26 protein-coding genes and 1 pseudogene are annotated in these 22,762 nt (G+C 52.5%); all 27 read right to left on the bottom strand.

What is annotated here, in order from left to right:
- A complete protein-coding gene (recN, locus tag P0X86_RS11600) occupies window positions 1-1,740 on the bottom strand; it encodes a DNA repair protein RecN (protein WP_277748548.1) in 1,740 nt (579 codons plus the stop codon).
- A 53-nt stretch (window positions 1,741-1,793) separates the two neighbouring features.
- On the bottom strand, window positions 1,794-2,243 hold the full coding sequence (ahrC, locus tag P0X86_RS11595) for a transcriptional regulator AhrC/ArgR (RefSeq protein WP_015734462.1): 450 nt from the start codon (window positions 2,241-2,243) through the stop codon (window positions 1,794-1,796).
- Between the two features lie 17 nt (window positions 2,244-2,260).
- Window positions 2,261-2,752 carry a hypothetical protein gene (locus P0X86_RS11590; protein WP_015734461.1) on the bottom strand — a complete coding sequence of 164 codons (492 nt, stop codon included), beginning with the start codon at window positions 2,750-2,752 and terminating at the stop codon, window positions 2,261-2,263.
- A gap of 68 nt (window positions 2,753-2,820) precedes the next feature.
- A complete protein-coding gene (locus tag P0X86_RS11585) occupies window positions 2,821-3,693 on the bottom strand; it encodes a TlyA family RNA methyltransferase (protein WP_277748547.1) in 873 nt (290 codons plus the stop codon).
- Between the two features lie 19 nt (window positions 3,694-3,712).
- A complete protein-coding gene (dxs, locus tag P0X86_RS11580; RefSeq protein WP_192572497.1) occupies window positions 3,713-5,620 on the bottom strand; it encodes a 1-deoxy-D-xylulose-5-phosphate synthase in 1,908 nt (635 codons plus the stop codon).
- A 108-nt stretch (window positions 5,621-5,728) separates the two neighbouring features.
- A complete protein-coding gene (locus P0X86_RS11575) occupies window positions 5,729-6,652 on the bottom strand; it encodes a polyprenyl synthetase family protein (protein ID WP_277748546.1) in 924 nt (307 codons plus the stop codon).
- The gene (gene xseB / locus P0X86_RS11570) at window positions 6,627-6,887 is read right to left on the bottom strand and encodes an exodeoxyribonuclease VII small subunit (protein WP_009591232.1); all 261 of its coding nucleotides are present in this window, start codon (window positions 6,885-6,887) and stop codon (window positions 6,627-6,629) included. Before xseB ends, P0X86_RS11575 begins: the two co-directional genes overlap by 26 nt.
- A complete protein-coding gene (xseA, locus tag P0X86_RS11565; protein WP_277748545.1) occupies window positions 6,877-8,247 on the bottom strand; it encodes an exodeoxyribonuclease VII large subunit in 1,371 nt (456 codons plus the stop codon). Before xseA ends, xseB begins: the two co-directional genes overlap by 11 nt.
- A gap of 1 nt (window position 8,248) precedes the next feature.
- Window positions 8,249-9,109 carry a bifunctional methylenetetrahydrofolate dehydrogenase/methenyltetrahydrofolate cyclohydrolase FolD gene (gene folD / locus P0X86_RS11560; protein ID WP_277748544.1) on the bottom strand — a complete coding sequence of 287 codons (861 nt, stop codon included), beginning with the start codon at window positions 9,107-9,109 and terminating at the stop codon, window positions 8,249-8,251.
- A 66-nt stretch (window positions 9,110-9,175) separates the two neighbouring features.
- Window positions 9,176-9,634: a transcription antitermination factor NusB gene (nusB, locus tag P0X86_RS11555; protein WP_277748543.1), complete on the bottom strand. Its 459-nt coding sequence runs from the start codon at window positions 9,632-9,634 to the stop codon at window positions 9,176-9,178.
- 175 nt (window positions 9,635-9,809) lie between these two features.
- The gene (locus P0X86_RS11550) at window positions 9,810-10,043 is read right to left on the bottom strand and encodes a DUF2273 domain-containing protein (RefSeq protein WP_009591264.1); all 234 of its coding nucleotides are present in this window, start codon (window positions 10,041-10,043) and stop codon (window positions 9,810-9,812) included.
- Between the two features lie 15 nt (window positions 10,044-10,058).
- On the bottom strand, window positions 10,059-10,598 hold the full coding sequence (gene amaP / locus P0X86_RS11545; RefSeq protein WP_277748542.1) for an alkaline shock response membrane anchor protein AmaP: 540 nt from the start codon (window positions 10,596-10,598) through the stop codon (window positions 10,059-10,061).
- A 70-nt stretch (window positions 10,599-10,668) separates the two neighbouring features.
- Window positions 10,669-11,082, bottom strand: coding sequence for an Asp23/Gls24 family envelope stress response protein (locus P0X86_RS11540; RefSeq protein WP_009591235.1), 414 nt, complete (start codon window positions 11,080-11,082; stop codon window positions 10,669-10,671).
- A gap of 118 nt (window positions 11,083-11,200) precedes the next feature.
- Window positions 11,201-12,544, bottom strand: a complete 1,344-nt coding sequence (accC, locus tag P0X86_RS11535) for an acetyl-CoA carboxylase biotin carboxylase subunit (RefSeq protein ID WP_015734455.1) — start codon at window positions 12,542-12,544, stop codon at window positions 11,201-11,203.
- A gap of 54 nt (window positions 12,545-12,598) precedes the next feature.
- Entirely contained in the window at window positions 12,599-13,102 is a 504-nt protein-coding gene (gene accB / locus P0X86_RS11530) for an acetyl-CoA carboxylase biotin carboxyl carrier protein (RefSeq protein WP_009591273.1), read from the bottom strand.
- Window positions 13,103-13,271: 169 nt separating this feature from the next.
- Window positions 13,272-14,135: a SpoIIIAH-like family protein gene (locus P0X86_RS11525; protein ID WP_096773232.1), complete on the bottom strand. Its 864-nt coding sequence runs from the start codon at window positions 14,133-14,135 to the stop codon at window positions 13,272-13,274.
- Between the two features lie 69 nt (window positions 14,136-14,204).
- Window positions 14,205-14,845: pseudogene (spoIIIAG, locus tag P0X86_RS11520) on the bottom strand (stage III sporulation protein AG).
- Window positions 14,846-14,859: 14 nt separating this feature from the next.
- Window positions 14,860-15,579 (bottom strand): stage III sporulation protein AF, encoded by a 720-nt coding sequence (spoIIIAF, locus tag P0X86_RS11515; protein WP_277748541.1) that lies wholly within the window; start codon window positions 15,577-15,579, stop codon window positions 14,860-14,862.
- A 41-nt stretch (window positions 15,580-15,620) separates the two neighbouring features.
- Window positions 15,621-16,829 (bottom strand): stage III sporulation protein AE, encoded by a 1,209-nt coding sequence (gene spoIIIAE, locus P0X86_RS11510; protein WP_277748540.1) that lies wholly within the window; start codon window positions 16,827-16,829, stop codon window positions 15,621-15,623.
- Window positions 16,830-16,844: 15 nt separating this feature from the next.
- Entirely contained in the window at window positions 16,845-17,234 is a 390-nt protein-coding gene (gene spoIIIAD, locus P0X86_RS11505; protein WP_009591272.1) for a stage III sporulation protein AD, read from the bottom strand.
- Window positions 17,235-17,244: 10 nt separating this feature from the next.
- Window positions 17,245-17,448, bottom strand: coding sequence for a stage III sporulation protein AC (gene spoIIIAC / locus P0X86_RS11500; protein ID WP_007129715.1), 204 nt, complete (start codon window positions 17,446-17,448; stop codon window positions 17,245-17,247).
- A gap of 16 nt (window positions 17,449-17,464) precedes the next feature.
- A complete protein-coding gene (gene spoIIIAB, locus P0X86_RS11495) occupies window positions 17,465-17,983 on the bottom strand; it encodes a stage III sporulation protein SpoIIIAB (RefSeq protein WP_096773228.1) in 519 nt (172 codons plus the stop codon).
- Window positions 17,976-18,974, bottom strand: a complete 999-nt coding sequence (spoIIIAA, locus tag P0X86_RS11490) for a stage III sporulation protein AA (RefSeq protein WP_096773227.1) — start codon at window positions 18,972-18,974, stop codon at window positions 17,976-17,978. The genes spoIIIAB and spoIIIAA overlap by 8 nt, the downstream gene beginning before the upstream one ends.
- A gap of 98 nt (window positions 18,975-19,072) precedes the next feature.
- Entirely contained in the window at window positions 19,073-19,339 is a 267-nt protein-coding gene (locus tag P0X86_RS11485; RefSeq protein ID WP_015734448.1) for a YqhV family protein, read from the bottom strand.
- A gap of 194 nt (window positions 19,340-19,533) precedes the next feature.
- Entirely contained in the window at window positions 19,534-20,787 is a 1,254-nt protein-coding gene (locus tag P0X86_RS11480; RefSeq protein ID WP_015734447.1) for an aspartate kinase, read from the bottom strand.
- A 239-nt stretch (window positions 20,788-21,026) separates the two neighbouring features.
- On the bottom strand, window positions 21,027-21,584 hold the full coding sequence (efp, locus tag P0X86_RS11475) for an elongation factor P (RefSeq protein ID WP_009591242.1): 558 nt from the start codon (window positions 21,582-21,584) through the stop codon (window positions 21,027-21,029).
- A gap of 90 nt (window positions 21,585-21,674) precedes the next feature.
- On the bottom strand, window positions 21,675-22,745 hold the full coding sequence (locus P0X86_RS11470; protein ID WP_277748539.1) for a M24 family metallopeptidase: 1,071 nt from the start codon (window positions 22,743-22,745) through the stop codon (window positions 21,675-21,677).
- Window positions 22,746-22,762: the final 17 nt, after the last annotated feature.

Below are 22,762 nucleotides of genomic sequence, written 5' to 3'. Positions count from 1 at the left end.
TCATTGACCCAAAGCCTTTCTGGAAGCCTTTTGCGCTGCCGCCAGATTGAGCATTTCTTGGGCATGATGAAGCGTCTTTTCGGTAATTTCGACTCCGCCAAGCATCCGGGCAAGCTCTTTTACACGCCCTTCTTCATTCAGGTTTTCTACTTGCGTCATCGTTCTGGAGGCTTCAAGCTTCTTCTCGATTAAATATTGATGATCCGCCATGCAAGCCACCTGCGGCAAATGCGTAATGGAGAATACCTGACAGGTTTTGGCCAGCAAAAACAGCTTCTCGGCAATCGATTGGGCAGCCCTTCCGCTGACACCCGTGTCGACTTCATCAAAGATTAAGACCGGTATTTGATCATGACGGGCAAATATACTCTTCATCGCCAGCATAATTCTGGACATTTCCCCACCCGAAGCAATTTTGGCAAGCGGACGGAGCGGCTCGCCCGGATTCGCGGAGATGAGAAATTCCGCCGTATCCATGCCTTGTCTCGTCAACCGGACTTTTTGGCCTTCATACTCGTAGCCGTTCGGATCCAGCTGCAATTCCAGGCGGACTTCCAGCGAGGTGCGTTCCATTTGAAGATCCTTCAGTTCTCCCTCGACTTGCCTAGCCAAGTCTTGCGCGCATTGCTTGCGGGCATGACTCAGCTCTTTCGCGCTTACGAGCAGCACGCTTAACAACTCGTCACGGCGCTGTTCCAACGCTTGAATAAATTCGTCCTTATTCTCCAGCATATCGGTTTCCTGCTGAATTCTCACGTAGTATTCCAGAATTTGCTCCACATTATCCCCATATTTTCGGCGCAAACCGGAGATCATATCTAGACGGAGCTCAATTTCATTGAGCCGTTCGGGATTGAATTCGATGCCGTCACGATAATCCCTTAACTGGAAGACCGCATCCTCAAGCTGATAATAAGCGGATTGAAGCTGCTCGACAAGCGGCTTTAATCCCTTCTCGTCGTATCCGGATACATCCTCAAGTCTGGACAAAGCCCTGCTGACGGACTCAAGGCCCGATGATCCGTACAACAGGTCGTAGGCTCCCGCTACGGAATCCATCATCTTCTCGCTGTGGGAGAGTTTGGTTCTTTCTTCGGACAATGCCTCGTCTTCGCCGGTTTTCAGCCCGGCAGCCGCGATTTCCTCCAGCTGGAAACGGTACATATCCAGCATTTGATATGCTTTCTGGCTGGTTTCCTGCAGGTCCTTTAGCTCTTTCTCCACTTTGCTGAATTCGCCGTACAGCTCCTGGTATTTGCACTTGGCAGGCCCTATGGTCTTATCCCCGTAAGTGTCCAGCAGGCTCATATGCTGCTCTGAACGCAGCAGGCTTTGATGCTCATGCTGTCCATGGATATTAATCAGCTTTTCCCCGACTTCGCGCAGCATGCTGAGGTTCAGCAGCTGTCCGTTAATACGCGACGTGCTTTTTCCTTGAGACGTCAGCTCTCTTCGAATAAGCAAGTGCTCTTCCGGATCCGCTTCAACCCCCAGCTTCTTGAGCGTACTCCATACCGGATGCTCCGCAGGCAGCTCAAACAACGCCTCGATCTCCGCTTTGTCGCACCCGTACCGAATCAGCTCAGCCGAGCCGCGACCGCCGGCAATTAAACCCAGCGCATCAATGATGATGGACTTACCGGCCCCGGTTTCCCCCGTTAGGACGTGAAATCCGGGATAAAAGTGCACATCCACGCTTTCTACGACAGCCAGGTTCCGAATGGATAGCGTGTTTAACATGTTTACCACCTCCGCTACTGCTAAAAAAATGATCGATATGTCACTACACCTGATTAGGAAATGAAATTTTTGATTTGGGACACCACATGTTCACCGTCTGCTTCCGTACGGCAAATCAGCAAGATCGTGTCATCCCCGCAGATGGTCCCCATGATCTGTGACCATTCCATGTTATCGAGCAGCACGGCAACCGAGTTGGCTGTTCCGGGCAAGCATTTCATGACCACAAGATTGCCGGTTCGGTCAATGTAAACAAAATTGTCGACGAGCGCTCTTTTGAGCTTCTGAACAGGGTTGTACCGCTGATCTGTCGGCATGGAGTATTTATATCGCCCGTCATCCGTAGGCACTTTTATGAGCAGCAATTCTTTAATATCGCGTGATATCGTAGCCTGAGTAACCTGAAAGCCTTCCGCGCGCAATGCGTCCACAAGCTCATCCTGCGTTTCAATATCCTGGTGGGTAATGATATCCCTGATTTTAATATGGCGTTGTCCCTTCATAAAGAGCCTCCTGAGTATTAACTGTTGTATTCATCATGACCAATCCATTCTTCGTCCGTCCAATCCATGCTTAAACGGTTAATGGTCCCCTCATTTACGTCGATGTAGAGGAGGCCCGCACACTCGGGATACAGCAGCAAAAACGGCATCAACCGATCGCGAATGCCGGAGCCTGTCCAATCCACCGGCATTCGTTCCCGCGCCAGCTTCACCATGTACAGTTCGCCGCTGTCGTCGGATGCAACGTAATCTATAAACAACCGACTTAAGATGGGCTTATGTCCCGTTTCAAACGACAAGTTTATTTTTACTTTACCCCCAACCACATCATATCCTTCTTGTTCAAGCATCCCAATGACTGGGTGATCTGGAATGTGCTCATTGATCGGGATGCCCGGCAGCCGGTCCGGTGATGGTGACATCAGCCAACGATTCAGCCTATAGCCGATAAGCAAGGCAATGACGACACCAAGCAATATCATTAATAACCAATCATAACGCTCATTCATCCTCTCACCTCGAATTTTGTATTCGCGGATGAGAACATAAATTCCTCTTTTTCAGCAAAAGAAACCCATCATTTCGATGAGTTTCCTGTAAATGTATGAGCCGCTTGCGTAACGACGGTGTCAATCCATTGACTCAATGGGACAGAAGTTTGTCCATCTTCCTGAGTCGGTTCTTCCGAGCTTTCAGATGCCTCCGGCTCTAATCGCCAGTGGGCCAGGAATTCAATATTTCCTTCCCCTCCCGTTATCGGAGAGAACGTAAGGTTTTTCAGCTTGAATCCAAAGCCGTCCGCAAAAGTCAGCACCTGCGTTAAAACGTCCTTATGGACCTTCGGATCCCGAACCACCCCGGATTTACCGACCTTCTCCCGCCCCGCCTCGAATTGAGGTTTGATCAGGGCGGCTACATCTCCCGGTTTACCCAGCAGCAACTTGAGAGGCGGCAGTATAATGCGAAGCGATATAAACGAAACATCGATGCTCGCAAAATCAGGCAGAGGACCGTTCAGGTCCTCCGGCGTCATATAGCGAAAATTCGTTCGCTCCATGACGCATACGCGTTCATCGTTACGCAGCGACCAATCCAGCTGGTTATAACCAACGTCGATCGCGTACACATAACTGGCCCCATGCTGGAGCGCGCAATCCGTAAAACCGCCTGTCGACGATCCGATATCCAGCATCGTGCGTCCCTTCATGTCGAGGCCGAACGTACGAATCGCTTTCTCCAGCTTTAGTCCGCCTCGGCTGACATAAGGATGAACCGAGCCCTTGACTTTCAATTCGGACGTCCTCGGAATTTTCATGCCGGCTTTCTCGATCCGTTCGGTTCCGGCATAGACCAGACCCGCCATAATCGCGGCTTTTGCTTTTTCGCGGCTCTCATAATAACCCTGCTCCACGAGCAGGACATCAATTCGTTCCTTCTGAGATGAATCCATATTATACTCCCGATCGTTACTAAGACATAAAACTTCTTTTGCCGAGTACGGCGGTCCGGGCATTCTTCAGGCTCCGGATTTCCTGGCAAACCCCTTCCAGCGTGAGACCTACTTCCTCCCGCTGCTGCGGAATGCTTCCATGCTCGATGAACCGGTCTTCGATCCCCATCAAGGATACGACCGCATCATGGATTCCCTGCTCTGCAAAATATTCCAGAACCGCGCTCCCCAAACTGCCTGCTTGCGAGGTTTCCTCCAGAACCAGCATCGACGTTCCCGTCTTCGCCATATTCCCCAGCATATCTCCGTCAAGCGGTTTAAGGAAACGGGCATTCACGACTTCTACCGCAATGCCTTCCCGTTTGAGCTGCTCCGCCGCTTCTTCGGCCAGCTGAACCATCGGACCCGAAGCCAGGATGGCATACCCTTCGCCGGGACGGACGACTTCCCAGGTTCCGATTGGAATGGGCACCAGCTCAGTGTCCATCGGAACGCCGCGCACATTGTTCCGAGGGTAACGGTAAGCAATCGGTCCTTCATTATAATCAAGCGCCGTCTTCATCATGTGACGAAGCTCATTCTCGTCTTTTGGCATCATGATGACGATATTCGGGATATGACGCATGAAGGCCACATCGTATACTCCTTGATGCGTTTCGCCGTCTGCACCCACAAAGCCGGCACGGTCAATCGCAAACATCACGTTGGCGTTATGGCGGCAAATATCATGCACGATTTGGTCGTACGCACGCTGCATGAACGTGGAATAGACCGCGAACACGGGTTTCATGCCTTCCATGGCCAGAGCCGCGCACAGCGTTGCCGCGTGCTGCTCGGCAATCCCGACATCGATCATGCGGTCCGGAAATTTCTTGCTGAACGGGATCAGGCCCGAGCCGCCCGGCATCGCCGGCGTAACGGCGACGATGCGTTTATCCTGTTCCCCCAGCTCGACCAAAGTCTGTCCGAACACTTCCGTGTACATCGGATTGCCTACTGCCTTAAGCACTTGGCCGGATTCAATCTTATAAGGGGTGATTCCGTGCCATTTATGCGAATCCGATTCGGCTGGACGATATCCCTTGCCCTTGGTAGTTACGGCATGGATCAGCACGGGACCATCCACATTGTCCGCCTGCTTCAATGTATCGATCAGTTTGTTCAGATCATGTCCGTCCACAGGCCCGAGATACGTAAAACCAAGTTCCTCGAATAAAACACCCGGAACCATCATATATTTAAGGCTGTCCTTCATCTTCTCTGCCGTTTTCGCGAGTTTGCCGCCGATGGCAGGGATTTTCTTCAAGACCATCTCCACTTCGTCTTTGGCACGAAGATAAAAACGGTCCGAACGGATCTTGCTTAAGTAGTTATGCATAGCACCGACATTCGGTGCGATCGACATTTCATTGTCATTCAGGATGACCATGAGCTTCTTCTGCTCGTGGCCGATATGGTTTAGCGCTTCAAACGCCATGCCGCCTGTAAGGGCTCCGTCCCCGATCATGGCGATAACCCGATTGTCTTCGCCTTTCAGATCCCGGGCCATGGCCATGCCCATTGCGGCAGACAGCGAGGTGCTGCTGTGACCGGCTTCCCAGACATCATGCTCGCTCTCGGACCGCTTGACGAAGCCGCACAAGCCTTTGTATTTGCGGAGCGTATCGAATTTATCCATCCGTCCGGTCAAGATCTTGTGTACATAGGCTTGATGGCCCACATCGAAAATCATCTTGTCACGAGGGCTGTCAAAGCAATAGTGCAAGGCCAGCGTGAGTTCAACCACTCCCAGATTCGGTGCAAGATGGCCACCGGTAACGGACAGCTTTTCGATTAGAAAATGACGGATTTGTCCCGCTAAATCCTCGAGTTCGTCCACCGATAGATTTTTAAGTTGTTCTGGTTGTTTGATATTTGGAAGAAGCACGAAGAATCTCCCCGCTTTCCTTGATTAAGTTTACGTTACTAAGCCGATAGTAATTCAGCCATTAACAGACATTATATCACAAAAAAACCGTTTGCATGTAGCGCGCGCTTAGTGGTCCCGGGCCATCAAGAAATCCGCGATCTCCAGCAGCCTTGTAGGGTCGGCGAAGTTCCCTTCGGAAATGACCCGCTTGGCTTCTGCCGTCAGTCGCTCGACTTCATGCCTCGATGCGTCCAAACCGATGAAGTACGGATAGGTCACCTTTTCCTGCTTCACATCGCTTTGTACTGGCTTCCCGAGCTTGGACTCATCCCCGACGAGATCCAGGATATCATCTTGAATCTGAAAAGCAAGGCCGATATGATGCCCGAAGGTACGCAAGGATTCGATCTGGGAGTCGGAGCACCCGGCAACATGGCCGCCCGCCATCAGCGAGAACATGATCAGATCACTGGTCTTGTGCAGGTGAATATACTCAAGCTGCTCTAACGTCGTGATCCCTTGCTCCCCCTCCATGTCGGCCACCTGACCGCCTACCATCCCCCGCGGACCTGCATACTCCGCAAGATCCTCCACGATCGACAGCACGCGCTCTGCTGGAACCCCATGCTTTCGGGCAGCCTGGACGACGCTGTAAAAAGCATGCGTGAGCAAGGCATCCCCCGCCAAAATGGCGCTGGCCTCGCCAAACACCTTATGATTCGTCGGCTTGCCGCGGCGGTAATCATCATCGTCCATCGCCGGCAGATCATCGTGGATAAGGGAATATGTATGGACCATTTCCACCGCGCAGGCAACCGGAACGGCTGCTTCACGGCTGCCGCCGCCCGCCTCGCATGCCGCAATGACAAGCAGCGGACGCATTCGCTTGCCGCCTGCCATTAAAGAATACGACATGGACCGCGAAAGGGTTTCAGGAACTTTCCAGCCTGACGGAAAAAGATTCGAGAACTCGCTGTCCAGCCTGTCACAAATTTCATTCATATATTGATGGATCGTAAGTCTGTTATTCACCCAGTTCACCTGTCTCATCCAGCGTCCCGCCGAATGGCTTCCGCTTCAATTCTCCGCCTTCTTCCACGATCATTTCGATTTTCTGCTCGACCTGCTCCAGCTTTTTGCTGCACATCTGCGACAGCTTCATGCCTTGTTGAAATAAATCGATGGCTTTTTCAAGCGGCACATCTCCGTCTTCCAGCTGCTCAACTATCGTCTCCAGCTGAGCCATCGCTTCTTCGAAGCTGATCTCCAGTGTTTCATTCGCCAATCTCTTCATCCTCCTTCATTCCCCACACTTGACATTGCAGCTGTCCATCGTTGACCCTTACGTTCACCAAATCACCTAATTGCACGTCTTCTATCGATTTGACAAGCTTTTGCTCTTTCTCGTCATACACGAGACTGTATCCTCTCGACATGATCTTCAGCGGGCTGAGCGCATCGAGATGACGCATCTCGGTTTGCAGCTGCGACATCTTGGACTTCATGATCGACTGCATCGCATTCATTAACTGCCGGTCGGCCTGCTCTTTCCTTTTGGCGGCGAACTCCGCTTGAGTCCGCGGATTATATCGGATCAGGCCCTGGTGCAGCGATTTTTGATGCTGGCGGACCAGGGAAAGCCTGGATTTCAGGTGGCCCTGCAGCCGCTGGGACAGCATGTCCAGCCGTTCGGCATGCTGAAGCATATACCGACGGGGATGTACCAGGACCGGGGACCGTTGAAGCGATATCAAACGTTCCCGGCTCCGCTGAAGGCGCTGCTGCAGCCCCTGATTCAGCTGGCGCTGTCTTTGGGCAAGCTGCCCTCTCAGTTCTGCGCTGCTCGGAACCGCAAGTTCCGCTGCGGCCGTTGGCGTGGCGGCTCGAAGATCCGCGACAAAATCGGCGATCGTAAAATCCGTTTCGTGCCCGACGGCCGAAACGATTGGAATATGGGATTGATAAATGGCCCTTGCAACGATCTCTTCATTAAACGCCCAGAGTTCTTCCAGCGATCCGCCTCCGCGCCCAACGATTAGCACATCAGCCTCTGCCATGTCGTTCATCGTCCGAATGGCCTTGACGATCGAAGGCGCAGCCCCTTTGCCTTGAACCAGCACCGGATACAAAATGGCGTTCGCCTGAGGATAGCGCCTCCGGATCGTAATCATGATATCCCGCACGGCAGCCCCCGTTGGCGACGTGATCACGCCGATCGTCTTGGGATAGCGCGGCAGCGGCCGCTTGCGATCGGCAGCAAACAAGCCCTCTTCCTCCAGCTTCGACTTCAGCTGTTCATAAGCGAGGTACAAGCTGCCGATGCCGTCCGGCTGCATTTGGACGGCATAGAATTGGTACTGACCATCCCGTTCATACACCGACACATTGCCCCGCGCTATGACTCGCGACCCTTCCTTGGGGATAAAAGGCAGCCTCTGGTTATGAGTCGCAAACATGATCGCACGGATCCGGCTGCCTTCATCCTTTAAGGTAAAATACATATGTCCGCTGGAATGATGGGTAAAATTCGATATCTCGCCACGGATCCATACGTCGGATAGCCTGGAGTCGCCTTCCATCTTCATGCGAATATATCGGTTTAAATCCTTAACGGATAATACTCGTCCTGGATCGGCCGTCTTCATGTCAGGCCAGCCCACTCAGCCTTTTGGCGGCTATCAGTGTATTCTGCATGAGCATCGTGATGGTCATCGGTCCCACGCCTCCGGGAACCGGAGTAATCGGGCCGGACACTGCCTTCACGCTCTCAAAGTCAACGTCCCCGGCAAGCTTTCCGTTCTCCAGGCGGTTCATGCCGACATCGATAACGACGGCACCGGGTTTCACGTAGCTGGCATCAATCATGTTCGCTCGGCCGATCGCCACGACCAGGATGTCCGCTTGACGGGCGATTTCCGCCATATTCCCCGTTTTGGAGTGGCACATCGTAACGGTCGCGTTCTCGCGCTGAAGAAGAAGAGATACCGGTTTGCCGACGATATTGGATCTCCCGATCACGACCGCATGTTTGCCTGCAATCTCAATGCCTGTCCGCTTGATCATTTCAATCACGCCGGCCGGCGTGCATGGCAGGAGACTGTCATCGCCTATTACGAGGTTACCCACATTAACCGGGTGGAAACCATCCACGTCCTTCTCCACCGCAATCGCATCGATGACGGCCTTTTCCTCGATGTGTTTAGGCAAAGGTAGCTGGACCAGGATCCCATGGATGGATTCCTGGGCATTGAGCTTGTCCACAAGCGCGAGCACTTCGTTCTGGCTGGAATCCGCGGGCAGACGATGCACCTCGGAATAAAAGCCCAGATCGTGGCACGCTTTCTCCTTGTTGCGAACGTAGACATGCGAAGCCGGATCATCTCCTACAAGTACAACAGCCAAACCAGGACGAACATTCTGCTTGGACAATTGTTCTACTTCTAACGCAATCCCCTTGCGAATTTCTTCCGAAATCTGTTTTCCGCTAATAATCGTTGCTTCTGTCATCCTGATCTCTCCTCCATTATGATTGAATCATTACGTTTCGAGCTGGGCATGAACATGCGTGCAGATTTAGGAATGACGCAGCTTCACCTTGACTTGATCCAGCTCTTGAATCATCCGGCCCAGTACGCCGTTGACGAACTTGCCCGATTCCTCGGTTCCGAAATGCTTGGACAGTTCGATCGCTTCGTTAACCGCCACTTTCCCGGGCACGTCATCGCGATAAGTCAGCTCGTACACGGCCAGTCGCAGGATTTGACGATCCACGCGGGAAAGACGGCTTACCTGCCAGCCTTTCAAATAATGAGCGAGGAGATCGTCAATCGAATCCTTGGATTCCCATGTTCCGTTGACCAGCTGCAGCACATATTCCTTCATTTGAACCTCATCGCCAATGACCCGCTCGGTCTCATTCTCTTCGGCCGCTTCGGAGAGCAGCATCGACACGGCTTCCATGCTGTCGACTTCGTTCATCTCCATCTGGTAAAGGCTCTGAACGACAATCTCTCTAGCTACACGTCTTTTCATTATGTTCCTCCTGTGGACCCTGCCGAATCCATTTTTCTAATTAGTATGATCCATTTGCCGTCAAGACTTGACAACAATTAAACGCCAAAAAAAAACCTGTGAATATCTCTCTCCGCAAAAAAGGCGCACTACACCTGTCCTCAGCATTTTTTCCGGAGAAAGCATATCACAGGGTTCATTTAAACGGCCGCCAGCGCTCGGAAAGCCAACGTCCCCATTCCTGAAAGTGGAAGATGGAGCCCTGGTTCAGATCCTTGCGCTTGCCAAAAATATAGCCGATAAATACCACTAATGCAAAGAACAGCATATCCCAAAAACCGGATAATAAATAAATCAGTCCGCACACAAGCCCGCCGGCCACCCCGGCAATTCTTCCTCTGTGACTCTCCCATATTTCTTTCCAAGGCATCTGGGAAGCTCACCTCTATTCCACGCGGCTCTTGAAGCTTGGTGCCTGAACCACGTTAGCAATATATACGGATACGGATGATACGGGTATTCCTGTTGTATCTTCAACGAAGTCGTGCACCTGCTTCTGCACTTCGGTAGTCAGTGTAGGAATGGATTCCTCGCCATCAACCACGGCGCGAATCGCAATTTCAAGACCCGACTGGGATACCTTGATCCGCGATTTCAGATCCTTCACTCCGCGGACGCGCGAAGCCGCCTTCAAGCAGAGATTCTCGATCGTCTCCACGGAGATTTGGATATCGCCGAATTCCGTTCGCTGATCGATGGAGTTCAGGTTCGAGCGATCGCGCCTGACGGAGATGTAGAAAAAACGGATGCTCAGCAAAAACAAAACCGCAGCTACGATAATTCCAGCCCAGAAAAGGCGTTGTTCCTGAACATTCGTTAATTCGTAAGGAACAGCGCCACTCAACAGGAGGATGGCAACTACGGATATAACACCGATACTTAAGCTGTAGATAAACAGCAAAAGTCTGTCCATGATTTTGGCCACGATTCAGCACAGCCTCCTTAAATTAGATTAAACCCTCGACATCGCTGCCCAGGGCTAGCCTGAAACTATTCTATTTGACGCGTTGAGCCAAATCCAATTCTTCCGTCTTCTCCACGGATTTCATGAAATGGACGTCATGAATATGTACATTGACTTCAATCACCGTAAGCCCTGTCATATTCTCAATCGAACGTTTCACGTTGCGCTGGATTTCCCCGGCAACTTCCGGAAGACGATGGCCATATTCCACGATGACGGATACGTCAACGGCAGCTTCCCGTTGTCCGACTTCAACTTTAACGCCCTTGGATAAATTCTTGCGTCCGAGCAGCTCCGCAATGCCGCCTGCAAAGCCTCCGCTCATCCCCGCAACACCGCGTACCTCGACCGTAGCGAGTCCGGCGATGACTTCAATTACTTCCGGTGCAATCTGAATCTCACCGATATCTGTACGTTCAAATTCTGTAGGCAAAGTTTCCGCCATTGTCTCAACACACCTTTCAGAATAAGTTAGCGGATGCACCCGAACTGCATAACGCATGCGCTCTTATTACTCATACTATACCATTTGGCCAAGTTTATGACAAACTTGGCCAAAGGTTTTAAATCTCATTTTCTTCCAAAAACTTAATATCGAAGTCGCCCTTCAAGAAGGTAGGATGCTTCAGCAGTTTCTGATGGAACGGGATGGTCGAATAGATCCCTTCAATCTCGAATTCAGCCAAAGCGCGTTTCATCTTCGCGATCGCTTCATCGCGGGTCGGCGCCCATACAATGAGCTTGGCAATCATCGAATCGTAATAAGGCGAAATCGTGTACCCGGGATATGCCGCGCTGTCCACCCGCACGCCAGGACCGCCCGGAGGCAAATAGAATTGAATGGTTCCCGGTGCAGGCATGAAGCCCTTGTCCGGATTCTCGGCATTGATCCGGCACTCGATAGACCAGCCGTTAATGACGACATCCTCTTGACTGAAGGAAAGCGTGTTGCCTTCAGCAACGGAGATCATTTCCTGAATCAGGTCCACGCCGGTTACCATCTCCGTTACCGGATGCTCCACCTGAATCCGCGTGTTCATCTCCATGAAGTAGAACTGTCCGTCCTGGCCCAGCAAAAATTCAAGCGTGCCGGCACCGGAGTAGTTTACCGCTTTTGCCGCGCGAACGGCGGCTTCACCCATTCGGCTGCGTACCTCTTCACTTAGCACCGGACAAGGAGCTTCTTCAACCAGCTTCTGTCTCCGGCGCTGCACGGAACAGTCACGCTCCCCGAGATGCACGGCGTTGCCGTGTTTATCGGCGATAATCTGAATCTCCACGTGCTTCATGCCGGTTAGATATTTTTCAAGATACACGCCAGCATTGCCGAAAGCCTTCTGGGCTTCCTGCTGCGCGTTCGTAATCTGTTTGATCAGCGATTCCTCATCCTCGGCGATTCGAATCCCCTTACCTCCGCCGCCTGCGGTCGCTTTGATAATGACCGGGTAACCGATGTCGCGTGCGAGCATGACGGCCTCGTCCAGATCCTCGACCAATCCGTCGGACCCGGGAATAACCGGAACCCCCGCATCCTTCATCGTTTGCTTCGCCACTGCCTTGTCGCCCATGCGGTTGATCGCGTCAGCGGAAGGGCCGATAAAGGTAATGTTGCAGGATTCACAGATCTCCGCGAAATCCGCGTTCTCGGCCAAAAAGCCGTAACCGGGGTGAATCGCGTCACACTCGGTCAGCGTAGCCACGCTCATAATATTGGTGAAATTCAAATAGCTGTCTTTCGATAATGTAGGGCCGATGCAATAGGCCTCGTCCGCCAAGCGAACATGAAGAGATTCCCGGTCCGGCTCCGAGTATACGGCAACGGTTGCGATGCCAAGCTCCCGGCAAGCCCGGATGATACGGACGGCTATCTCTCCGCGGTTCGCGATAAGCACTTTTTGAAATGTCATGCAGTAACCTCCTTCGGACTCATACGTCTCTCGTTCTTGGCGAGTCCCTCCATATTACTCCGGCTTCACCAGGAACAGAGGCTGCCCGAATTCTACAAGCTGACCGTTCTGCGCGAGAACCTCAACGATTTCGCCCTTGATCTCTGCTTCCAGTTCATTCATCAGCTTCATGGCCTCGATGATGCAGACCGTCGATTTCTCCGTCACCTTGTCCCCCGGGCTTACAAACGGTCCAGCCTCAGGCGATGGGGAACGGTAGAAGGTTCCTACCATCGGTGATACGATTTTATGTAATGAGCTGTTGCTATCCTCCGCTGAATCCTGCTGAGGTGCCGCTGCAGGAGCTTGATTCCCCGTATTCGGCTGTACGATCTGCGGTGCCATCACTTGCTGAGCCGGTATGTACGCTTGCGGCGCGGCCTGATAGTTGTTAACGACCTCGGCTGCATTGGGTTTCTTAATGGATAAGCGTGTACCTTCGCTCTCAATCTCCAGTTCATGCACGGAAGTTTGATCCACCAGCTTAATAAGTTCCTTAATTTCGTTTAATTTAAACATGATCGACGTTCACTCCTTCACTTTCTTGGAAGCCCTTGCTTAGGACAGTCAGTCAATAGCTTAGAGTATTATATCACAATCGAGCGAAATAGAAAGAGCCCAAGGCAATCCTTAGACTCTTTCGGGTTTATCGTATATCCGTGGTTTATGTTGAAATCTGCGGACAAGTTTATGGCGCAACATATTGGACGGTTACTTTATCAGGCGAAACCTTCAATTCCTTCATCACAAGACTGACGATGTCCGCCGCGCCTTTGGCATCGAGTTTCTCGCTCAGAACGACCACATTATATTTCTCGCTCTCTTCCTTTACTACGGCGTTGCCGAATTGCTGCTGCAGGGTTTCCTCGATGCTGAGAATGACTTCCTCTTTCGCTTCCGCCGCTTTCAGCTGCTGGGTAGCTTGCGCTGTTTCTTCCGGTTTATTTTCATGGTTGTCGATTTTTGTCATTAATTCATCGTATAATTTATTATTTTTTTGTGCGCGGTCCAGTTTATAGGAATCCAGCTGTGCGATTGCAGACGTTGCGTTCGCTGCCACTTCCTCCAGCACTTCTTTATCCGATTTTTCGCCGCTCGTGCTGCTGGTGTCCTTGGAAGTCTCTGCTTCGTCCTTGCCGGTGCTGCTGGCGTCTTTGGATTTATCGGCTCCATCCGTGGATTCCTTCACTTCCGGTTCTTGCGGCTTATCCGCTTCTCCGGCCGCTTTCCCTTGGTCATCCTGCTCACCTTGCGTTGCCTCTGCAGGATCCTCCGTGCCGGTTACGCCCGTATCCGTCGTTCCGGTCCCTTGCTCGTTGGCTCCCGAATCTCCGTCCGTGCCTTCTTCGAGAACTTCGTTCACAACCAGCTCGTCGCCTGCGGTTCCATTGGCTTCCTGTCCTGCGCCGGGCTTCTGACCGTCCACCTGCGTGCTCTCGGCAACCGGCGGCGCTTTCGTTCCCGAATCGTCCGTGAACAAGTAGTAGGCGGACAGGATGACCATTAAACTAAGCATGGATACTAACCATATGGTTTGTCTTTTGTTATTCATTTGAACTTTTCCTCCTTTAATTGAAAACCTGTGGCACGAATGATCGGATCATCCGCAGGACTTCGTTTATTACTGTTTGCGAGGGACAACGGATATACGATAAGATGGAACGTTCAGCCCCCGCTGGATCGCATCCACGATCAAGCTCTTTACGACTTCATTCTCGGCCCCCTTGGCTACGACGAGCACGCCGCGGACCTGAGGTTTGATCTTCTTGGTGACGATCGGCGTCTCTTCGCCCGAAGAGTCATAGGTGACGATCTGGCCGTCGCGCTGGTAACTCGTGACATGGCGTTTCCCCCGTTGGCATCGGTTTCTTCCGTGAGTTCCTGCGTATCCTTCATATTTCGCTGCACCACCAGTTCTTCCGTAGATTCCACGGTCACCATGACATCCACGGACCCGACGCCAACGATCTGTTCCAGCATGGTCTTGGTGCGCATTTCGAAATCCTGCTCGATGCTTTCGAATTCACCGCCGCCGCTGCTGCTCGCAGCTCCCTGGGTTGTTGAGACCGCGGCGGTGTCCGGCGGCGGTTCGCGGCCGATATTCTCATGATCCAGCTTCTTGACATTGACGAAGGAGTTGAACAGCATGATCGCGACGCCGATCAGGCCAAGAATGATCAGCCACCTGAAGGTCTGCATCTTCCTAGCACCGCCGGCTCCTCCGCCAAGCCACTGCTCCAACCGCTTCAACCAATTTCCCATCATCCTCACCTCCGCTACAGCTTGTTATCCTGATCCTGCCCCGGTGCATATATCGTGATCAGCTCCGGCTCCAAATCCCACCTGCGGCTAATGTAGTCCCGAACCGGTTCTGCTCTGGCTTCCTGAGCTTTGCTGACTGCCTCTGCGTTTTCTTTTACTGCCGCCTTCCCATCCTTCTCCTCTGCCATGGAATCCACGTTCACCTGAACGGAATCCACCGGCGTTACGCCGATGGGACTTCTATCGTCTTCCCCTACTTCTGCATCCGCCGGCTCATCCCCAGCCAGCCTTACGTCAACGGAGCGTATCGCAGCGCCGGCATATTCCTTGCCCTGCCCGGCAACCGCGGCCAGCACCACCTTGACCTCTTGAACGGCTTCCCCCGTTTCAGCCGCGATCTCTTCTTTCATCACCTTGGCTAATTCATTGCCAGCCCATTGCAGGCTTTGACTCTGCTGCGTATCCTTGAGCTTTTCGGCCTGGGCCATGATATGCTCCAGCTGAATTTCCTCCGGCAGCCCCTTCTCCTGCCGCTCCAGTTCCATCGCCAGCTGGTTCTCCGGCGGATCTGTAATTAATGTAATGATGGGACTGAGCAGCGTGAGCAGTATCAACAAGCTCAGGACTAGCCTGGCGTAGCGTTCAAGCGCCTTCCCGGGCAGGATCAAATCAACGAAGGCCGCAAAGAGAACCACCATGATGACGCTTTTCAGCCAATCTCCAAGCCAGTCCATTCGTCATACCTCCTAAGCTTTGGCGCCGCGTATCATCTGCCTCACCTCATCATGACGGTGATGTTGGCAGCCGTGAGCAGTATCGTTATGGCGAGAAAGAACATCAAGCTCACCGCGGCCAAGGCCGCGAAAACGTACAGCATCGTCTTACCGATCGTTTGGAGGCAGGTGCCGATCGGGGTATCGCCGAGCGGCTGCATGACGGCCGCCGCGACGTTATATATCAAGGCAAGCGTCAAGATCTTGATCGCAGGAAATGCGCAAAGGAACAAAATGATGATGACTCCCGCCAGCCCGATGGAGTTCTTAACTAGCAGCGAAGCCGAGATTACGGTATCCGTCGCATCTGCGAACATCTTGCCGACTACCGGAACGAAATTGCCGGTTACGTATTTGGCTGCCCGGATGGTTACGCCATCCGTAACCGAGCTGGTCAGCCCTTGAACGGAGATAACTCCCAGGAACACGGTAAGCAGCACACCCAGGACGCCCATCGAGATCCCGCGCAGCAGATTCCCAAGCTGGGTCAGCTTGTACTTTTCGGATAAGGAGCTAACCAGATGCAGCAGAGCCGAGAAGAATAGAAGCGGGAACACAATCGTGCTGATCAGCGTGCCTACCGTATGTACCATGAATATGACCAGCGGATGGGCCACCGAGACGGTGACGACATTGCCCATCGAGGCCATCAGCGCAAAGAGCAAAGGAAGCATGGCCATCATGAAATCGATCATTTGGGTGATGGCGTCCCGCGCATATCCGATCGCGATGCTGAAGCTGTTGACCGCGATGACCAGGACAACCATGTAACAGATCGTATAGGCTACCCGGCTCACGGTGCTTTTTTCGAAGGCCGTCTGCAGGTTCTCTAGAATCAAGCTCATAATGCTCAGCATGACGATGGTCGCCAGCAGCTTGCCGTTATAGAGCACCTCGTGCCACAGATATTTTCCGATACCGGACATAACCCCTTTGAAGCTCAGCCCGTCGCTGCCCGGCAGCAGCATATCCATCAGGGAGGGCGTCCTGCCATCCGGGAAGAACCCGCCGTAATCCTTCATGAGCCGGTCCCAGTATTTCTCGACCTGATCCGTTGGCAGCTGCTGCGTCTGCTGCTCGACCCATTCATCGGCCGAATTGGCGGCTGCGGTCGCACCGATCGTCCCGCAGAACCATCCGGACAGCAACAGCATCGGGATGAGTAGGCAAAACACGGCCAAGCCTCTTCGAAGTGTTGCTCCTGTCACCATGTCCCCCACCTTTTTTCAAGCCGGGAGGAGCTTCAGGACCGTCTCGATGATGATCCCGATAATCGGTACAGCGAGCACCAATATGAGCACTTTTCCCGCCAATTCTATTTTGGATGCGATCGATTCCTGTCCGGCATCTCGAACGATCTGTGCCCCCATCTCCGCGATATAGGCGATTCCGATGATTTTCAGAACCGTCTTCAGATAGATGATCTGAACGCCGGAATTCTCCGCCAGATCTTCCAGCATGGATATGACATTACCGATCTTTCCGATCAGGAACAGGAAGATGAGGAGCGATGTCGCCACGGCGAGAAGAAAGGCAAAGAGCGGTTTCTGTTCCTTGACAATCAAGATCAGCACGGTAGCGATGATGCCGAGTCCTACCACCTGGATAATTTCCATAAATGTCCACCTACTGGAATAGAAAAATACTTTTGATTTCCTTCAGCAAATCGTCTAGCAGCCTTACGACCATAAACAATACAACCACGAACCCGATGAGGGTCACCCAATGCGCCATATCCTCTTTCCCCATCTGTTTCAGGACGGTATGAATCATGGCAATGATGATGCCAATACCGGCAATCTGGAAGATCGCGTTCACTTCAATGTTCATTTCCCTTGGCACCTCGCTAAAAGATCAATATGACGATCAATGCTCCAATGAGCAGTCCCAGACTCTTGCTCATTTTTTCATATTTGACCTGGTCATCCCTTGCAGCTGCTTCTTCATGCTTGAGCTGTCCCACGGCCAGAGCGATATGTTTGATCTGGTCCTGTCTGTCACTGGTGCCAAGTACGCCGCTTAGCTGTTCCAACACCTCACGCTCGGCACTTTTCATCGAGGTTCGTCTCCAATATTCGCCAAGCGCCTTGCGGATGCTGTCTTGTGCGGATAACCCGTAATCGGGTCTCATGTAAAGCGCTGCGGTGGCCAACAAGGATTTGAGCGGTTCACGAAGGGAAACGCCGATTCGCTCCAGCGCGTCGGGCAGCGGCGTAAAGCCGTAGCTGATTTCCGTCTCCAGCCGTTGAAGCGCGAGAATAAGTTCTCGCAGCTGTCTGGGTCTTGCTGCGAATTGCTGGGCTTGGTAGAATCCGGCTAAGGTTCCTGCACCCAGTACGAGCACGGCCCCGACCAGTTTAAGCATAGGCATCACCTCCCGGCTGGCCGCTGATAGCCGTCTGAAGCGTTCGCTGGCCTCCGTCATACAGCTTGTATGATCGGTGGTCGCCCGCTCGGTTAAGAACCGCATACATTTCAAACATCCGGTTCTCCAGAAGTCCCGAGAGGGCGGGCCGGCCCCGCATGTCCTGAACGGATGAGCCATGCGCCGTTGCAATCACGCTGATGCCGGCATGCAAAGCCTCAATAACCGCTTCCGCATCCTCCGGCCGGCCGATCTCGTCCACAATGAGCACGTCCGGAGACATCGAACGGATCATCATCATCATCCCTTCGGCTTTCGGACAGCCATCCATTACGTCCGTGCGAGGGCCGACATCGAATCCGGGTACGCCGCGCAAACAACCCGCGATCTCGGAACGCTCGTCGATGATGCCCACCTTCATACCCGGCCAATGCACGGACGAGTTTCCCCACTTGCCGTAGCTGATCTGTCTAGCCAGGTCTCTGAGCAGCGTCGTTTTGCCTTGCTGGGGCGGAGATAAGATCAGCGAGTGCATCACCCTTTTCCGTTTCCGGTCAAGCAGATGAGGAAGGATGTCGTCCGCCGCTCCCTGTATTTCCTTGGCTATCCGGACATTAAATCCGCTGATATCCCGGATGTGCTCCACCCTGCCGCCGCTCAGCACCGTCCGGCCCGTAAGCCCGACCCGATGGCCCCCTGGTATGGTGATAAACCCCTTTCGCAGCTCTTCTTCCATGGTGTAGAGGGAATGATTGCTGATAAGGTCCAGCAGCCTATGGGTATCTTCACGCGTCGGCTTATACGCTTCTTCAGGCCGCAAGGTGAGTCCGCCTCGCCTGTCCAGGAAATGATGCTTGCCCGCCGAATTGATCTCCAGCGGACGCTCTTCCCGGATCCGTACCTCCTCCACATGTTCGAGAAGCTCTTTCGATAGGTTCAGCAGCATGCGTTTTACGGTTTCGGGAAACAGGTCTAACCAATTCAATGTCATATCAATTTCCCCCAGGTTGTCCTTTGTGATCATCTTCTAATAAGAGAACTTCATATCCCATGTGTATGCTTGTACCTGAAAAATATGCAGCGAATCTATCATTTTTTTAAAACCCCGTATAAGAGACAGGAGACGCCGCACAATATCCAGCCGATCTTCCCCCATGACAATTTATCTGCCATTCCCACCAGACCGATGGTTGTGGTCAAAATCAAAATGAGCGGACCCGTAAACGCCAATGCCGAATTCACGGCAAGCGCTTTATCGACTTGGTTCAGGCGCAGCATGATGATGGCCGCGACGATCTCAAGGCTGCCCGAGAAAATCCGAAGCGTTGCCATACTTGCGACAAACTTGTCCAGCATGCGATATATCCTCCCTCTTCCTTCTTCCTTCTTCACATGTGTGATGATTAAAAATATGCGGGGCCCTCTCGTTTTATCTCTATTTTTTCAATTTCATAGAAAGGAACTTCGAATCTTTCGGACAGCACAAAAAATCCCGGTCATAAATGACCGGGATTAACTCTATTAATATCGATGATGACGGTTGAATCCTGTTATCGGCGAACCTGCGGTCCGCCTACGGAAGCCTGTTGATCCGTATCCAGTCCGTACGCGGTATGAAGCGCCTGCACGACCCCTTCGAGATTGCTTCCCTCGATGACGCAGGATACTTTGATCTCGGACGTGCTGACCATTTTGATGCTGACCCCCTGCCGGGAGATCACGTCAAACATTTGTGCCGCCACGCCGGGATGGCTGACCATGCCCGCGCCGACAATCGATACTTTCACAAGATGGTCTTCCGAGGTAACGTCGCGATACGGCAGCTTGCCGCGAATGTGTTCGATCACGGACAACGCACGCTCCCGATCCGCCAGGGACACCGTAAAGGAAAAGTCCGCTTCGCCGTTCTGAACGCCGCTCTGCACGATGATATCAACGTCAATCGATTCTTTTGCAAGCTCTCCGAACACTTGGGCCAGAACGCCCGGCGTATCGGCTACGCCCAGAATACTGATTCTCGCTACATTCTTGTCGAATGCAATTCCGCTGACAACCACACCTTGTTCCATGCTTGTTTCCTCCTTAACAACCGTACCCTCGTTATGATTAAAGCTGGATCTGACGACAAGCTTGACTTGATTATGCTTCGCATACTCGACCGCACGCGGGTGAAGAACAGCCGCGCCAAGATTGGCAAGCTCGAGCATCTCGTCATAGGAAATCTCCTTCAGTTTCCGCGCGCATTTGACTACCCGCGGATCCGTGGAGTATATCCCGTCCACATCCGTATATATTTCACATACATCCGCTTGAATGGCAGCCGCAAGAGCTACCGCGGTGGTATCTGAGCCCCCGCGTCCAAGCGTTGTAATCTCTCCGTCTTCGGACATGCCCTGGAATCCCGCGACAATGACGACATTTCCTTCGCCAAGCGCTTTGTGCACGCGCTCAGGCTTTATATCTGTAATGCGGGCTTTACCATGGACGGCTTCCGTGCGGAATCCCGCCTGCCAGCCGGTCAAGGACACTGCCTTGCGTCCAAGACCGTGAATCGCCATGGATAGCAGCGAGATGGATATCTGCTCCCCCGTGGTCATCAGCATATCCATTTCCCGTGCCGGTGGATTCTCGTTTAACAGCTTTGCCTGGTCAATCAAATCGTCCGTCGTATCCCCCATGGCAGACACCACGACCACACATTGATGGCCTTCATCTTGTTTCTCTACAATTCTTCTGGCAACGCGCTTCATGCGTTCTGTATCCCCTACAGAGCTGCCTCCGAATTTCATGACGTACAGTGACAATGCTTCTTTCACTCCCCACTAATATCGGTATGTAACAGTGCTCAGGTGGTTTCTCACTTTAAAACAGTATAATACGAAAGTGAGTCACCCCGTCAAGGCTTTTCAAGGCAAAAAGAAAACAGACTTAGGACGCCGAGCCCGCTTATTGCAAAAAACTCCCGTACATTCGTACAGGAGTCGCGTTGGTTTAGAAGATATTGGCACCCCGTCCATCGTTGAAGGGTCCCGCTTATTGCATGTTATGCACGGGAAATGTATTTACCTTCGCGTGTATCGATCAGAAGCACATCGTCTTCGTTAATGAACAGCGGTACTTGTACATTGAGGCCGGTTTCCACTTTGGCGTTCTTCGTAGCGCCGGTAGCCGTGTTGCCTTTGATACCCGGCTCGGTCTCAACGACCTTCAGCTCGACGCTGTTAGGCAGGTTGATCCCGAGGATCTCGCCTTGGTAGCTGATAATGTTAACGTTCATGTTCTCTCTCAGAAAGTTAAGCTCCCATTCCAGCTGCTCGCTGGTCAAGCTGAACTGGTCGTAAGTTTCGTTGTCCATGAAAACATGCTCTTGACCGCTGGCATAGAGATACTGAACGCCACGGTTGTCGATGATGGCGCGGCCAATCGTTTCGCCTGCACGGAACGTCTTCTCCACGGTGTTGCCGTTGCGAAGGTTTTTCAATTTGGAACGTACGAAAGCGGCGCCTTTACCCGGCTTAACATGCTGGAAATCCAATACGGTGAAAATATCGCCATCTACTTCTACGGTCAAACCTGTTTTAAAATCGTTAACTGAAATCACTAAGATTCCCTCCTATGGATGCGGTCTATTTAATATAGTACACAAATTTCTTAAAGCATAAGCTCAACAAGGCTGCTTTTTGAACCCTTTTTACAGTACGGTGTAATCTTTGGACGAGCTTGTCAGTATGCGAATGCCCGTTTCCGTGATGACGATATCATCTTCGATGCGGACACCGCCAAGACCAGGCAGGTAAATGCCCGGCTCCACCGTTACGACCATGCCGGGCTGCAGCACGTCATCGCTCAGCTTGGACAGCCGCGGCGATTCATGAACTTCCATGCCCAATCCGTGCCCCGTGCTGTGGCCGAAATATTCCCCGTATCCGTAACGCGAAATAATATCGCGAGCCAAAGCGTCTGCTTCGCGTCCCGTCATGCCTGGTTTAATATGATCCAGTGCGTGAAGCTGCGCTTCGAGCACGATATCATAGATCTCCTTCAGCTTCGGATCAGGACTGCCGAGCGCCACGGTTCTCGTGAGATCGGAGCAGTACCCGTCCAGCAGCGCGCCGAAATCAAACGTAACGAATTCGTTCCCTTGAATGACCCGCTCGCTGGCTACGCCGTGAGGAAGCGCCGAACGCTCGCCGGAAGCAACGATCGTGTCGAAGGAAGACGCGGTTGCGCCATGCTTGCGCATGAACATTTCCATCTCGAGATCGATTTCCCGTTCCGTTTTGCCGGCAGCCAGAATCGTCAGGACATGGCTGAACGTCTGATCAGCCAAATCCGCTGCCCGCTGCATAATGCTCAACTCTTCGGCATCCTTGAATATACGCAAATCTTCTACAAGGCCCGAAACCGGCACCAGGCTGATGGGCGCGAGCTGTTCCGAATATGCGGAAAACACGCCGTATGTAACATGGTCCTGTTCGAATCCGAGCGATGCGATGCCTTCGGAAGACAACAGATCCTTGACCGTCTCCATTACCTTCGGCCCGTGCTCGACCACTTTAAAACCGACGGCTTGCTGCGGTGCTTGCGTCATATAGCGGAAATCCGTCAACAGATAGGCCTCATCGCGTGTGATCAGCACATATCCGGCTGAACCGGTAAAGCCCGTTAAATATCTGCGGTTGATCGGGCTTGCAACCAGCATAGCCGTCAAACCTTTGGCTTGAAGCTGTTCGCGCAGTTTAATCACTCGTTTGTTACTCATTCTAACCACTCTCCTCT

The sequence above is a fragment of the Paenibacillus sp. BR1-192 genome (assembly GCF_029542445.1).
Taxonomy (GTDB): domain Bacteria; phylum Bacillota; class Bacilli; order Paenibacillales; family Paenibacillaceae; genus Paenibacillus_AQ; species Paenibacillus_AQ lautus_A.
This window is presented reverse-complemented; position numbering and strand designations above follow the sequence as displayed.